The sequence below is a fragment of the Limnothrix sp. HT2024 genome (assembly GCF_059138625.1).
Window position 1 is genome coordinate 2,797,415 of sequence record NZ_CM181121.1, and the last position, 15,294, is coordinate 2,812,708.

Here is a 15,294-nt window from a genome sequence, read left to right on the forward strand (position 1 = left end):
TCGGGGATCAAGGATCTGTGGGCTTTTGAGGATACTCTAAATATCGCGATTAAAATGACCAATCCCACAGCGCGATCGGGAAATCTTAATAACTATTGAAAAAGCAGTTTTAGAGGTCAAAAAAATCACCCAGCTTCATCACCAGAAAATTAGCGCTCAACCAAGGTTTACTGAGTCCCTTGGATTGGTTAAAAAAAATACGCGACCGCCAACGCTAGACTCAGAAAAACGTAAACAACTGTGCTAATTCATACCTGGTATTCCGTAAACAAACTGAGAGCAAACCATCGTGGCGGCCACTTGGCTTGCTCCCATCTGTCGTGATTTTCAGTGATGCGCTCGCTCTGTGGTCGCTAACTGCCCCAGAGCGATCGAACTGCCTAGCGTCGTCCGCTACCTAACTCGATCGCTGCGCCAACCAAGCGGCCACCGCTTGGACAATTCGTGCCGCCGCCTGACCATCCCCAAAGGGATTAGCCGCGTGGGCCATGGCCTCGTAGGCAGCCCGATCGCTCAGCAAAAGACTCGCTTCCCGCACAATATCCGCCGTGGCCGTGCCGATCAGTTTGGCCGTGCCCGCCGCGATCGCCTCGGGGCGTTCCGTCGTGTCCCGCAGCACCAGCACCGGCTTGCCCAGGCTCGGCGCTTCCTCTTGCAAACCGCCGGAGTCCGTGAGAATCAGAGTCGATCGCTGCATTGCCCCAATCAGCGCCGAATAGTCCAGCGGCTCCGTCAAGAACACCCGATCGTGGGGCCCCAACTTGCCGATCAGCGGCTCGCGCACGGTCGGATTGCGGTGCAGCGGCAACACCAACGACAGATCCGGGAAGCGATCGAGCAGCCCCAAAAACCCATCGGCAATGTCGGTGAGCGGGTCGCCCCAATTTTCCCGGCGATGCACCGTTGCCAAAATCACCGGCCCTGCTGACCAATCGAGCGATCGCCCGGCCGTTGCGGTTCCAGCCAAGGGGGCGATCGGGCAAGGGGGATTTTTCGCCGCCACCGCCAACAGCGCATCGATCACCGTGTTGCCCGTTTGGTGAACCTCGCCCATCACCCCCGACTTTTGCAAATTCGCCACCGCCAAATCCGTCGGCGCAAAGTGCAACTGCGTCACCTGGGAAATCAGCCGCCGATTTGCCTCCTCGGGAAACGGGCTGTAGAGGTTATCGGTGCGCAAGCCCGCCTCCACATGCCCCACGGGAATTTGCTGATAAAACGCCGCCAGGGCCGCCGCAAAGGCCGTCGTTGTGTCGCCCTGCACCAACACCAACTGGGGCTGAAGCTCTGCAAACAGCGCCCCCAAGCCGGTCAAGCTGCGGCAGGTAATATCCGTCAGGGTTTGCCCCGGCTGCATAATCGCCAAGTCCCGATCTCCCCGCAGCTCAAACAGACTCATCACCTGCTCGACCATTTCCTTATGCTGGCCCGTCAGCAGAATCTGGGTCTCGAAGCGATCGTCCTGCAAAAATGCCCGCGCCACCGGAGCCATCTTGATCGCTTCCGGTCGAGTCCCGATCGTCACACAAATCCGCATCCGGTCAGCCACAGCGCCAATCCATCCTATGAATCAATTGGTTGAATCAATTTTGGGGTGCAATCCCGCCCTACAGATTACCGGCTCATAAGTCATATAGCCGTCTAAACCAATCCATAAATCCTTTCGATTTCGGATGTTTAGGATTAAATATCTTTTGCTTAATTGCGTCATGGAGTTGCCTGCCTGGAGGCTCTTGCCAAGCTAACCATGTATATACATGGGCTTTGTCTGTATGACTTTCGATAAATGTTGCGTCATATTCTTTCGCTCGGTGAGCAGCCTCCTGGGCATAAAGCCATAAATCATTTTGATGATCTGGAACTAAGTAAGCCAAGAATGTTTCGAGCATTCCTGGCGATTGATTATCCGGCATAATCCAAACACCAAACTTCCTCGATTCGTCTACTTCGGTAATGAAGCCTGCTGAAGGAATTGCGAGTGGAAAGTTAATATTTTTAAGTGATCGTACTTGCAAGCACTTATCACGAACACTCTGCCATGTGTTTGCAGTGCTTTCATCAGCATCTAGAATTAACCCCAACGCAGTCAGCTCAGAATCGTTGAAATATTTTTGAAAGGTTTTAGGTTCAAGTGTATTCTTACCATTTAGCAGTTTGATATTAACAAGGTAACGATTTCTATTATCTGGATACTCTTCCCAGGCTATACCATTAGCTTCCACAAGTTCAGGAATTACGCGAAGATCTTCTTGACCTTCTGATAATAGGACTCTGTAGGATCGCTGACTCATATTTAGCGAACCTCAATTTGACTTTGAACTGCATCAATAATTTCATCTGTAAAGATACTAATTGCCTCGTTTTTTTGAGGATTAATGCGATGAATCATGATTTCGTTATCGTGTAGCTGTTCCCCTCCTTCATCATAAATCAGCTCTCCCAATGCTTTCCAGCAATCCTGACTATGGGTTGTCGCAACAATTTGAATATCTAGATCCCTTGCAGTTCTCCAAATTAGTTTCCAGAGGTCAACTAGCACACTATAGTGGAAGCCTGTATCGATCTCATCAATCAACAAAACCTTGCCTTTCGCATTAACCATCGTCAGTGAAATACCTAATAAACGCCAGATTCCATCACCCATGCTTCCCATGGGAGTCCTTCCATTTTCATCAATAATCTGAGTTAAAAATCCTTGTCTGGAACTCAAATTAGTTCTTGCTAGCTTGCCATGATCAGGTGCAATTCGGTTGATTCTTGGCTCAATAATTTGGATTGCTTTTATAACTCGATTTTCCTCCGGCTTTAATACAATCTCATCAAAAAGCTCTGCGACTTTTCCAGACTCTAGATTGGTTGAGGTCAGAAAGTGTGATTTTTCATCGTATGAAAAATCGTCTTGAAGATAGAATGATCGATCAAAAGGAAGCTTGAAATCTGGGGATATATCTACTGAGTATCTCAAAGGCTCCATATTCCGACTTTGCTTTTCCAGAAAAAGTTTTGGCCAGGTTTCTCTACGAATATCAGAGAGGCTATGAAGTCCTGAGATACCTTCTTTATTTGCATCAATTTGAATAACAATATGATTTTTAGCTGGTTCTTCACTCAAACCAGAAATCTTGATCACTTCCCCCTTGTCGGCATTTCGATTGTGGAAGAGATGAGTAACCTCGGCAATATATTCTCCAGAGTTACCAAGAGGAGAAACTTCACCACGATTGATTTGCAGATTGACGATGACCTGAGCGGGGTGCTCCGTGGTCATCAGTAGGTGAATGGCTTCTAGGACTGAGGTTTTGCCGCTGTTGTTTTTGCCGGTGAGGAGGTTGATGCGGCCCAGTTTGGGGATGGTGAAGTGGGAAAATTGGCGGAAGTTTTCGATTTCTAAGCTTTGGAGCATGGTGCGTAACTCCTGGGGGGCGAAGGAGGAGCGATCGCCCTGATGGGTCAAGGTGGAACAGTTCAAAACTAACGCGAAAAACCCTGATCCAGTGCTGGCAGGATCGGGGTTCTCGCGCGGTGGTCGATCGCCCTTAGCGCGATCGGGAGGGGCGATCGACTGGAATCTACTGCAACAAACTCCGCAGCATCCAAGCGTTCTTCTCGTGGATTTGCAGGCGCTGGGTTAACAGATCGGCCGTGGGTTCATCATTCGCCGCATCGGCCAGGGGGAACACCGCCCGCGCCGTGCGAACGACGGCCTCTTGGCCTTCCACCAACTGGGCAATCATCACCTCGGCGCTGGGAACGCCCTCGGCCTCGGGAATGGAGGTTAGCTTGGCATATTCGCTGTAGCTGCCGGGAGCCGGGAAGCCAAGCGATCGAATCCGTTCCGCAATCAAATCCACTGCGAGGGCCAGTTCGGTGTACTGCGCCTCGAACATCAGGTGCAGGGTGTTGAACATGGGGCCCGTCACGTTCCAATGGAAGTTGTGGGTTTTGAGATAGAGGGTGTAGGTGTCGGCCAGGACGCGGGAAAGGCCGGCAGCGATGTTGGCGCGATCGGCTTCAGGAATGCCGATATTAATGATGGGAGCAGAAACAGCCATGGTGAATTACCCAACTTGATGAAACGACTTTAAAACAGGGGCTGGGGAAACGGAGGGGCGCGATCGGGTTGTCTTTATCATAGTCATATTGATTTCGAGTTGCAATATGCAAATTATTCTTAACTCTGGGGATGAGTGCAGCCTGCTGATCCCTTGACCTTGGGCAAATGGAGATCAGTAAAATCACTTAGTATGGGTTCGTTTTGAGGGGAACAATGCGGCAAGTTTTTTGGGTGGGAGCGCTGCTGTGGGTGATGGCTCCGGAAGCGATCGCGGCGACCAATCCGGTGCTGCAAATTGGGATTGTGCAACGGTTTGGGGAACAGCCGGGAACCTTGGAGCTGAAGGCGTTGCCGGGCGATCGGCTGACGGTGCAAGTGGATTTGCTCGATCGCACCCAAACCTTGACGGGCGATCGCTTGGTGTTGCAGCCGATCGCCCAACCCCTGCCGGAACCCGTTGTTGATGAGCGGGTGGTGCTGGGGACTTACCGCAGCTTTGAAACGGCGGAGGCGGCGGCGAACCAATGGCGATCGCGCGGGATTCAGGTGGAGTTGGCCCAGCCGTCGGAGCGGTGGCAGGTGTGGGCCAAGCGGGAGATTTATCACCAGCCCCTGTTGCGGCGACTGTTATTGGATAGCGTTCGGGCCAATCCGCCCGCCACAACCGGCGGCCAGCCCAACCTGTTCAGTCAGCGGCGCGATCGCAACCTGTTGGTGAGCGGGGCGATCGGGGGTCAATCCTTTGCCAGTGAGCGGTTGACCATTTCGGCGGGCAAAGGGGCGATCGAGGTGGGACGCGATCGATTTGCCGGTTCCCTGAAACTCCAGCGCAATGCCTATGGCAGCTATACGATCGTCAATGCTGTACCCACGGAAACCTATCTGCGCGGCGTAGTGCCCTACGAAATTGGGGCCGGCGCACCGGAATCCGCCTTGCAAGCCCAGGCAATTTTGGCGCGTACCTATGCCCTGCGGAATTTGCGGCGGTTTGCGATCGATGGCTACCAGCTCTGTGCCGATACCCATTGCCAGGTCTATCGCGGCCTAAAGGCGGCTACGGCCCGGGTCGATCGGGCGATCGCCGCCACCAACGGCCAGGTGCTCACTTACCAAAACGAGCTGATCGACGCGCTCTACTTTTCCACCTCCGGCGGCGTGACGGCCCACTTTACGGATGTGTGGGACGGGCCCGATCGCCCCTACCTGCGGCCCGTGGTCGATGCCCATCAACCGATTTGGGACTTGGCGGCGCGGCCCCTGTCCGATGAGCGCAACCTGCGGCAATTCCTGGCGATCGCCCAAGGTTGGAACGAGCTGGGTTGGCGCGATTTCCGCTGGCGACGCAGCAGCACCCTGCCGGAAATTGCCCAGGGTTTGCAGCGCTATTGCCGGGCCCAAAACAGTGATTGCGCCAACCTGAAAACTATCCAAAGCCTGACGGTGACGGAGCGATCGCCCGGTGGTCGGGTGCGCAAGTTGACCGTAGCGACCGATCGCGGCCCGCTGGTGCTCGAAAAAGATGCGGTTCGCAGCGCCTTCATGGCTCCGCGCAGCACATTGTTTTACCTGGAGCCGATCGGGGGTGGCACGCAACCATTGCGAGGCTACACCTTCGTGGGCGGCGGTTGGGGCCACGGCGCGGGCCTGAGCCAAGCGGGATCGCAAAAGCTAGCCCAGCTCGGTTGGAATGCCAGCCGAATTTTGCAGTTTTATTATCCCGGCGCGCAGTTGCAACCGATGAGCGATCGGCTCACCCTCTGGCGCGATCCGCAACCGCAATAGCCATCCTCAACAACCCAGACAAGGGGTTTAAACCCCTTGCCCCCTCACGAGGGGCGATGGTTAATCATGAAACATCATCAGAACAGTTATGGTCGTTATGAACTCAGCCATTGAAACCCAAATTCGCGAGTCTGAAACGCGACTCTATGCAGCCATGAGTGCATCTAATGTGGCTGAATTGGACGCGCTCATTGCTGATGATTTGATGTTTTCGGGGCCGACTGGTGAGTTGGCGACGAAGGCGATGGATTTGGAATTACAACGTACTGGTGGCACTCAGTTTCACGAGCTTGTGCCTAAAGCGCTAGAAGTCCAAGTTTTGAGCGAAGACGTTGCCCTTGCATCGGCGCATATTTTCCTCAGTGGCACGTATTTAGGAAATACTTTTGCGGGGGATTTTCGCTACATGAGGGTTTGGCGCAGGGGCGAAACGGGCTGGCAAGTGGCTGGGGGCAGTGTGACCGCAATGGCTTGATGGTTTCAACTGTTTTAAACTTCCATTGTGGCTAGTGTTCCATTGGCTAAGAGCTATTCAGCTTTTTGCTTTAATTGCTATCATAGATATATCAAAAGAGCTAATACTAGTTTCATTCGACAATACTACTTAAGCTCCAGGCTAAATCAAGGACTTCAGGCTGGTATCTTTAATCATTGGCAAACGAAGCTGTTCAACCAAGAGTAAGCCTAATCGCTTTAGGAAATTCTTTTTAAGGATATAGACAACTATGAACTCCACTTATTATTTGTTGTTAGAAAATTAAGTGGGATTTACCTAGCAGTCCTCCACTGTTACCGAAGTCTATTCTTGTAAGTCTTATAGAGCTTTATTTGATTGTTTGTTACATTTTTAAATAGATGAGCTTTTCTGGGGCATTATTTAGATAAGAGTTCTACTCAGTCATCTGTCCTAAGCCATGTCAACTGCTCGTCAAGTCATTGCTCTTTTGAAGAGCCATATAGAAGGCGAAGAACAGCAATTTTTTACTGTTGCGATGCAAGTTGCTGCCCATGAGGCACGTCAGGGACATGGAAAAGTTGCTGAGGAGATTCGAAATTTAATCGACCGGGCGAAAGATCAAAAATCTCGGTTTGTCAATAAGCCAGGTGGGCCGGTACCTCTAATTCAACCAAAAGGTGATTTAATTAACCTTTTGTCTGCCCGATATTCGGATTTACGTATGGCAGACATGGTACTTTCTGAGAGCTTGTATGAAAGGTTGATGAGGGTTGTGACTGAACAGGCAAACTCAAATCTTTTGAAAGAGCATAATCTAAATCCCCGTCGTAAACTGCTTTTGGTGGGAGCACCGGGAACGGGCAAGTCGATGACAGCAGCAGCGATTGCTGGAGAATTGAAGTTGCCTCTCTTTACAGTGCTTTATGAGGGACTGTTCACAAAATTTATGGGCGAAACAGCAACTCAACTCAAGTTAATTTTTGATGCAATGTCGTCTACCCGTGGAGTGTATTTCTTTGATGAGTTTGATGCACTCGGATCTCAGCGTTCTGGCAATAACGATGTTGGTGAAATTCGACGTGTTTTAAATTCTTGTTTGCAATTTTTGGAGAACGATGATAGCGATAGTTTGATTATTGCTGCGACCAATCATCCTGATCTTTTAGATAAGGCTCTCTACAGACGGTTTGATGATGTGATTCAATACAAGTTACCTAGCTCGGAAGTTATAAAGAAGTTGGTTCAATCACGTCTTGTGACCTTTCAGTTGAACTGGGAAATTTGGGATGGCATTCTGGAATCCGCAGCAGGTTTAAGTCAGGCTGAAGTTATTCGAGCGATTACAGAAGCTGCAAAGAATGCTGTTCTCGGGAATAGGAAAACAATTTTGGAAGATGAGCTGATCGCATCAATCGTAGAGCGTAAATCAATGACTCACTGGTAAATCAACTTATTGCTTGGAGTGGAAAATCGATCTTTGTATTTAATTATGTCTGAATCGTTGTATAACTTACCCCACATAAGCCTTCCTCATCATCCCTCTATTACCAGTCGGGAAGCTTATACTCCTAGATCAACAGGAGGTAGTACGCGTAATCCTCTGCGAGATCGGGGAAGACATGCGCGTAAACTTCGTTCTGATTTGGGCAATGTTTTTTGGGCACTGGAACAGGAAAGGAATTTATCTGAATCAGAACCGGAACCAGTAGGCGAACCTGGATTTTATTTAGATGTAGAGTTTCGTGCTTCCGAGAAAGACAAGTTACTTCACAGTCTAGAAAATCTTAGCTCTAAGATTGAGTTGATGTCAGTCACTGAATCTCTGAAGTTGGACTTAAATTGTTATGTTGTTCTAAAAATTGCTCTATTTCTCGTAACTGACGAGGAATCCGAAAGTCAAAAAAAACAATTCTTCTTGACTTTGTTTTTGATGAACCTGAAACGACCCTATCTGGAAGCGACACTGTTTGTTCCTGACAGTAAGAAGAATTATTTTGAAAAGAAAATTACTGCCTATGAGGATGAAGATACGCCGAAAGGTAAACCAAGAAATGAAGCTCTAGTTAGCCGTATAGAAGCCTTTTATCTAAGTTCAATCACGTCATTGTTTACTGATGACAAGTCGCTATTTCCAAAGGATCAAAGTAGAGCAATTTGGTGGGAGGTTTGGCTCAGAGCAGATCGAAAGGAGAATTTTGATGCGATCTTTGAACAGCTAAGTATTCAAATTCAACCTCATTCCCTTAAATTTGTCGAGCGTGAAGTGGTTTTAGCGCTGGCTAATGTTATTCAGCTTGGGCAAATTATCCGTAAGTGTGATGCAATTGCTGAACTCAGAATTGCGAAGGATCTGCCATCATTCTTTTTTGAAAATAATGAGCTTGAGCAACAGGCATGGATGAATGATCTACTGAATAAATGCGTATTTGAGCAATCTCCGAATATCTCTGTATGTTTGTTGGATGGTGGAGTAATAAGAACTCATCCATTGCTAGAGCATAGCCTCAGCGAAGATGATATGCATAGCTATGAGCCAATATGGGGGACTCACGATACTCGTGGAGGGCATGGCACTAATATGGCTGGGCTGTTGCTCTATGGAGACCTATGCAAAGCTCTGGTTGGTAATCAAAAAATTGAGATTTCACATTGCTTAGAATCGGTGAAAATACTTCCCTCGCAAGAAGAAAATGATCCTAAGTTGTATGGATGGATTGTGCAGGAAGGTATTAGTCGTGCTGAGATACAGGCTCCATTTCGAACACGGGTGATTTGTATGCCAGTGACCAGCGGGGGAGCCAATCGAGGAACACCTTCCTCTTGGTCTGCGGCAATTGATGACTTATGTTTTGGTCGAGATAAAATCTCTAATGAATTGGTGAAACGGTTAATAATTTTGCCAGTTGGTAATATTCGTGATGAGATCAATCCGGAAGATTATATTGTCAATAATGATAGTGCATCCGCTGAAAATCCAGCACAGTCTTGGAATGCGTTGGTCGTTGGGGCTTTTACGGAAAAGGTAAATATCGTTGATTCTAAATATCGTCATTGGAAGCCAATCGCGCCTGCGGGTGATTTATCACCTACGAGTAGAACCTCGCTGACTTGGGGAAAGCAGTGGCCCAATCGCCCAGATGTTGTATTTGAGGGTGGTAATTGGGCAACGGATGGGAAGTCGGTTGGCGATTTGGATGATTTAGGTTTGCTAACAGCGAATCACAAAGTTGGTCAGCGATTCTTTACGCTATTTAGGGATACCAGTGCGGCGACTGCTTTGGCGGGACATTTTGCTGCGCAAATCCTGGTTCAAAATCCTGACTTTTGGCCGGAGACGGTGCGTGCTTTGATTGTTCACTCAGCGACTTGGACAGAAGCGATGCGAAAGCATTTGCCTACTCCGCCACAGCAAAAGGACAAAAGCACTCTGCTGAGGCGGTATGGGTATGGTGTACCGAGTTTAGAAAAGGCACTTCGGAGTGCGAAAAATGATTTGACTATGATTGTTGAGGATGGGTTTCAGCCCTTTCAGAAGAAAGAAAGTCAGTCCAACGTGACAACGAAGGATATGAATCTTCATACTCTTCCCTGGCCGAAAAAGGAGCTAGAGTCTCTGGGTGAGAGGGATGTTGAGATGAGAGTAACACTTTCGTATTTTATTGAGGCGAATCCAGGAGAGCGAGGTTGGGTTCGTCGCTATTCTTATCCTTCCTATGGTTTAAGATTTGCGACTCAAGATGAAACTGAGATGCTCACGGACTTCAAGGAACGAATTACAGGAACTGCCCAAAAAGCAGGAAATAAAACTTCCTCTCAAAAGGATAAAGGTTGGTTTTTAGGTACTCAGCTGCGTAGTCGAGGTTCCGTGCATTCGGATATTTGGACGGGAATTGCTGCTGACTTGGCGGCAAAGGATGCAATCGCTGTTTATCCAGTGGGAGGATGGTGGAAAGAGCGCACTATGCATAATCGATGGAACGAGAAAATTAGGTATTCTTTGATTGTTTCGATTCGAGTAATAGGAGAAGGAGCTGATATTTATACACCTGTCAAAACCTTAGTGAGACAAACACTAAAAATTGAGATTGAAACTTAATTTATACCTGGGTAGTCGAGCACAGTATCTACAGTCACTAATATCATATGGGTTACGATTGCGACTGCTAAAGAGTAAAAATATGAGAAAATTGAATGCACTTAAACTAGTACAATCTCGTCAGGAAGAGCTACAGCAATTAGGTGTTAAGTCGCTTAATTTTTTGGCTCCGTTGCTCGCGATCAAGCCAACCCTCAAAGTGACATCGATATCTTAGTAGAACTGGATGAATTGATCGGCTTCTTTAAATTTTTCGTATCAAACATTATCTAGAAGATCTGTTTTAGTGTCCTGTTAATTTGGGAACAACAGATGCCCTGAAAGAACATCTCAGGCAACCCATTTTAGAGGAAGCAGTTCATGTCTTCTAGATTCGCATAGGAGAAATATTATGGCTCACAAATATTTTCAAGTTAATCTACGAACCACATGGTTAACAATTCAAAATATTGATCCTCTGAGGTGACAACTAATGACTACACTACAACTCAATCCTAGACTGCAATCTCGATTAGGAATTACCCCAGAACAGCTTGCTGAATTCTGCCAACGATGGAAAGTGACTGAACTCGCCCTTTTTGGTTCAGTTCTGCGCGATGACTTTGCCGCTGACAGCGATATTGATGTGTTGGTTTCCTATCATCCCACTGCTAAACGGGGACTTTTTGAAAAAATTAGGATGCAGCAAGAACTTTCATTGCTACTACATCGTGAAGTTGATTTAGTTAGCAAAAAAGCCATTGAAAAAAGTCAAAACTGGCTGCGACGCAAAAACATTCTTGATTCTAGCGAGGTGATTTATGTCGCGTGATCAAGAGGCATTAATCGATATTGTAGAAGCGATCAAACTCATTCTTCAATATGTTGAATCAGTTGATTTTGATGCCTTAGTAGCTAATATTGAAAAACAAGATGCGATTTTGCGCCGCATCATGATTATCGGCGAAGCTACCAAGCGACTTTCCAAAGACTTCAGAGCACAGCACCCAACCATTCCTTGGAAAGAAATTTCTGGTATGCGTGATGTCATCACCCATAATTACGATGAAGTCGATCTCGATGAGGTATGGGCAGTCGTTTAAAGTTATGATGTGAATATCATGGGGGTGTTGGTGCTTAAGCCTGCCCATAATCTTGGTAATATGGGCACTGTTAAAAGTGCTTAATGGCTGCTCAACAGTGTATGAATGGTCTCCGCTCTTGATGAATATCAAGGAGGGATTGATGATTGCACCTGTTGTCTATACGACGGTCGGTTCATGCGGGGTGGCGATGCTGCGGAGGTCTGGTGACTACCCAAATGTGCTGCGAGCAGTGTTAAGCTCTGAAAACAGTGCTTTATACCAATTCCTTGAGTTTATGCTAATCAAAAGCCTGGCCTAATAAAGGTTTAGACTCAAGATTTTTAGCATTGATCATCGAGATTGGTATTACCCAAGAGCATCTCGCTTAGGGGTTCGATTCCCCTACCCCGCATTTCTGTTAACTACGCTGAACAATAACTCGCGCAGACTGTCGCAAAACTTACTGTCAACTGCTCAACCGTGCTCTTGAACCGCAAGTCGATCGCCCCCTAAATTCAGCCCATCATCTCAGCAGGTCGATCGCCCATGGGTCGTGGTCTCATTCGTCGAGCACATAGCTACATTCAACGCGGCAATCGGAAGCGGCTGCGGTTTTTGTTGGGCAAACATCCCGAGCTGTATCAGTCTGCTGAAGCCAGCCTGCTGGACTACGCCATTTGGCACAACCGATCGATGGTGACTTGGTTGCTCGATCGGGGTGCGCCCGTGGATGGCCCGCCCGGCAACTTTGGCTGCACCCCTCTGCTCAATGTTGTGGTTGAAGGGGACTTGCCGATGATCGATTTGTTGTTGCGACGGGGAGCCGACCCCAACGCCGTCACAGATGATTCGGAAACGCCCCTTGGGTTTGCCGTGGCTTGGCGACAGGCCGGCGCGATCGGCCGCTTGTTGGCAGCCGGAGCCGACCCCAACCGGATCGGTGACCATGGCCCCGACTTCACCCATTTGGACTTGGCATTGCTGATGGATTGGCCCGAGGGAGCGGAACGCTTGCGGGCGGCCGGAGCGAAGCGGTTTTCGGAGTTGGCGGACAGCCCGGAACCCCAGTAGCGCGGCTGCCTGAACGTGATAGGCCAAGCCAACTGACTGTTATCGCCCCCAAACCGTCAGGCAGCAAGGGGCTTCAGTCCCTTGTTACCACGACTGCCTTTGCCGCTTTGACCCAATACATTAAGCCTGTCGCGCGACTAGGGCGAAGCGACCCATACGGCTTTGATGGCTGCGGTGGGGTGATAACGTTGTGTGCTGTAAAAACTGTCGCTTTGACCTTGGGTGGTGGGATAGTTGCCATCGAAGTCATTGGGCTGACCTTGGGTGCGAAAAATCAGACCCACCGGCTGGCTGGCAAATTTGACATATTCCCGCGCTTCATCATCCCAATTGAAACTGAGGGTGGCTTTACCATAGACCGCTTCGGCTTGGGCGATCGAGCTGCCGGGGCCAATGCCTTCGGCGGTTTTGTAGGCTGCGTTCTCCGTCATTAGCATGGAAATCGGGTCGCGATCGCGTGGTGCTCCGCCTGCTGCTTCGTAAATGATATAAAACAGCGTTTGCGATCCCGACTTGGCCGCGATGCCGCCAAAGTCCACCAACAGGTTCGACACATTTTCCCAACGCACATTGGGCCCCATCAACCGCTTGGCTTCCGCGAGGGTCATGCCCAGTCGCACCCGCCCCAGGCGACCATTGGCGATTTCACGGTTGGCATCCACCGCCGCCACCCGATTCACGGTGGGCGACTGGCCCGCCCCCGGAGCCGAACCGGTCTCGTTGTTCAAGGCCACAGGCTGAGTCGCTGGGGCCGCCGGGGGTTTGGTGGTGACTGCTGCGTCGCTGCGGTTCCCATTGCCACAGCCGATTAGCAAGCAGGCCAAACATCCCCAGCCCACCAACCCAGAGCGAGCCAGGACGGGTGCGAAAGTCAGGGAGCGACGGGAAGCACGGGGCGTGGCAGGGAGGGGCATCATGATTGAACGCTAAGGGTTTATTTAATCGGTTTATTCGATCGGTAAATTGTGATTTCAGGGTCGATTTTGTCGAAGTTGGAATAAATTTTCATGTCATCCAACAGTCGATAGGTCACCGTGGGGCGATCGAACCAATACCACTTGGGCTTGGTTTGGTATTGCAACGCTAGTTCATAGCCCAAGTTTCCTGATTGTAACTGCTCAAAAAATTGGTGACCTGGAGAATTTTGTGGAAAGCGGCGTTGGTCATAGCCACTGCTGACAATAATCCACTGGGGTTTGAGGGCGTTCACCTGGCCCAAGTCCGGTTCTTCGAGCAATTTGGCTTGAAATCCTGTGGTGCGGGGCAAATATTTTTCAATGCCCACTTCCAGAATTAATTCATTGGCGGGAATTTGCGATCGCATCCATTCTTCAACGAAATACCGTGAATCATGGGTCATTAAACTATTGACTGTCCAGCTATAACCCAGGCTGTAACTCAAGGCGAGGGTGGTAATAAAAGCGCCGGGAAAAAACCAAGGTTTCAGTCGATCGCTCAACTGGGCCATGGCAGAGCCAGCAAAGAAGGCAAAGAGGGGCATCAAGGGCATTAAATAGCGCACATCGTTATACAAAATAGGCGCAATATAAAACAGATAATAGGAAACGCCAGGAACCCAAAGATAGAGCGGCAACCATTGGCGATCGGTGGGATGAAGAGAGGTGCAGCCCGGTTGGGAATGGCCTCGGAGCGATCGAATCAATCGCCAGCCATAGAGCGCCACACCGACCCAAGCCAGCCACCAAAGGGGCCAACCAAAGGAAAATTGCAAATGCCCAAAACTTTGGCCCAGCATTTCCCACTGCCCTTGCAAACTTTCTTCGTAGCGAGGGCGAATGCTGGCTCCTCCGTACAAAATTAAGTTGAATCGATCGATAAACCCTTGGAAATTAAAGAGGGCATTTTGCAGAATCAAAAATGCCAAAACACCTGCACCAAGCCCATAGCCCACCCGTCGATCGCGCACCGCTTGCCAAAGGGTGAATTGAGGATCGTTGAGCCGTTGTTTTTGCCAATAGTGCCAAATGACGAAAAACGGCGTGAGGATACAAAATCCATAAAACTGATCCTTGGTGCAAACGGCGATCGCGGCTAAAACTGCGCCGATGATATAGTCGCGAAAGCGGTGATGATTCAGAATTTCCACATAGACAATCAAAAAGCCGATCGACCAAAACAAAACGGGAATATCTAAGTTGGCAATTTTGGCGTAATAGACATAAAGGGGTGTGAGGGCCATGGCCAAAGCCGCTAACCAGCCGGTTTTGCGATCGAAGATCATTTCTCCCAACCGCACCATCAAGACCATGGTTCCCATGCCCATGGCCACGCAAAGTAGCCGATTGAGATAAAATAAAAGGCTATAGGTTTTTAGATCTTCAAAGGAAATCCAGCCCAGTTGTTTCAGCACCAACAGTGGGGAATAAAGCAGGGTCAGTAAGTAATAGTGAAAAGGTGGATATTTGTAGTGCCAACCGTTGGCGAATTTTTGATCGATCGCTTCTAAAACCCGTTCTGGGGTTAGCTCATCGGCGGCCCAACCTTTCCAGTCTGGCAATCCCCAGTTAATGCCGTAGAGGGCGATCGCGCCACTTAACAAAATCAAACCCAATAGGGGCCAAGAAATAGTCCAGTGGGGTGCTTGGCGGGGACTTTGGAAACTTGTTTGAAATCCCTTTTTTAAATTGGTCAGGATTTTTTGGCTGATTTTTTGGTTAATCATCTTGATGGAAATTGATCTGAAATTGAATGGAGGGCGTGAATCAAATCGATGAATGAGATTGATCAGTAAGCTGTGATTAGACAGGCT

The 15,294-nt window shown here is 49.0% G+C and carries 13 protein-coding genes and 1 pseudogene; 8 read left to right on the forward strand and 6 right to left on the reverse strand.

Annotated features, from left to right (window positions below; translation table 11 throughout):
• Positions 1-397: 397 nt before the first annotated feature.
• From wecB to AC2IAX_RS11225, 4 genes are all read right to left on the reverse strand, one after another.
• Complete coding sequence (gene wecB, locus AC2IAX_RS11210) at positions 398-1,537, reverse strand: non-hydrolyzing UDP-N-acetylglucosamine 2-epimerase (protein WP_494390367.1); 1,140 nt, start codon at positions 1,535-1,537, stop codon at positions 398-400.
• 85 nt (positions 1,538-1,622) lie between these two features.
• A complete protein-coding gene (locus AC2IAX_RS11215) occupies positions 1,623-2,291 on the reverse strand; it encodes a DUF3226 domain-containing protein (RefSeq protein WP_494387574.1) in 669 nt (222 codons plus the stop codon).
• 2 nt (positions 2,292-2,293) lie between these two features.
• Positions 2,294-3,454 (reverse strand): AAA family ATPase, encoded by a 1,161-nt coding sequence (locus tag AC2IAX_RS11220; protein ID WP_494387575.1) that lies wholly within the window; start codon positions 3,452-3,454, stop codon positions 2,294-2,296.
• A 115-nt stretch (positions 3,455-3,569) separates the two neighbouring features.
• On the reverse strand, positions 3,570-4,052 hold the full coding sequence (locus AC2IAX_RS11225) for a Dps family protein (RefSeq protein ID WP_190530814.1): 483 nt from the start codon (positions 4,050-4,052) through the stop codon (positions 3,570-3,572).
• A 215-nt stretch (positions 4,053-4,267) separates the two neighbouring features.
• Between AC2IAX_RS11225 and AC2IAX_RS11230 the strand changes: the two genes are divergently transcribed.
• From AC2IAX_RS11230 to AC2IAX_RS11265, 8 genes and pseudogenes are all read left to right on the forward strand, one after another.
• Entirely contained in the window at positions 4,268-5,836 is a 1,569-nt protein-coding gene (locus AC2IAX_RS11230; protein WP_494387576.1) for a SpoIID/LytB domain-containing protein, read from the forward strand.
• A 97-nt stretch (positions 5,837-5,933) separates the two neighbouring features.
• A complete protein-coding gene (locus AC2IAX_RS11235; protein WP_494390368.1) occupies positions 5,934-6,311 on the forward strand; it encodes a nuclear transport factor 2 family protein in 378 nt (125 codons plus the stop codon).
• A gap of 439 nt (positions 6,312-6,750) precedes the next feature.
• Positions 6,751-7,737, forward strand: coding sequence for an AAA family ATPase (locus tag AC2IAX_RS11240; RefSeq protein WP_494387577.1), 987 nt, complete (start codon positions 6,751-6,753; stop codon positions 7,735-7,737).
• 45 nt (positions 7,738-7,782) lie between these two features.
• Positions 7,783-10,389 carry a S8 family peptidase gene (locus AC2IAX_RS11245; RefSeq protein WP_494387578.1) on the forward strand — a complete coding sequence of 869 codons (2,607 nt, stop codon included), beginning with the start codon at positions 7,783-7,785 and terminating at the stop codon, positions 10,387-10,389.
• A 192-nt stretch (positions 10,390-10,581) separates the two neighbouring features.
• Positions 10,582-10,662, forward strand: a pseudogene (locus AC2IAX_RS11250) (hypothetical protein); the annotation flags it as partial.
• Between the two features lie 199 nt (positions 10,663-10,861).
• Positions 10,862-11,200 (forward strand): nucleotidyltransferase family protein, encoded by a 339-nt coding sequence (locus AC2IAX_RS11255; RefSeq protein ID WP_494387579.1) that lies wholly within the window; start codon positions 10,862-10,864, stop codon positions 11,198-11,200.
• A complete protein-coding gene (locus tag AC2IAX_RS11260; RefSeq protein ID WP_494387580.1) occupies positions 11,190-11,471 on the forward strand; it encodes a HepT-like ribonuclease domain-containing protein in 282 nt (93 codons plus the stop codon). Before AC2IAX_RS11255 ends, AC2IAX_RS11260 begins: the two co-directional genes overlap by 11 nt.
• Before the next feature lie 528 nt (positions 11,472-11,999).
• Positions 12,000-12,524, forward strand: coding sequence for an ankyrin repeat domain-containing protein (locus tag AC2IAX_RS11265; RefSeq protein WP_494387581.1), 525 nt, complete (start codon positions 12,000-12,002; stop codon positions 12,522-12,524).
• Positions 12,525-12,661: 137 nt separating this feature from the next.
• Here the strand turns inward: AC2IAX_RS11265 and AC2IAX_RS11270 are convergent, their stop codons facing one another.
• Complete coding sequence (locus AC2IAX_RS11270) at positions 12,662-13,441, reverse strand: hypothetical protein (protein WP_494387582.1); 780 nt, start codon at positions 13,439-13,441, stop codon at positions 12,662-12,664.
• Positions 13,442-13,458: 17 nt separating this feature from the next.
• On the reverse strand, positions 13,459-15,207 hold the full coding sequence (locus tag AC2IAX_RS11275) for an ArnT family glycosyltransferase (protein ID WP_494387583.1): 1,749 nt from the start codon (positions 15,205-15,207) through the stop codon (positions 13,459-13,461).
• Between the last annotated feature and the right edge of the window lie 87 nt (positions 15,208-15,294).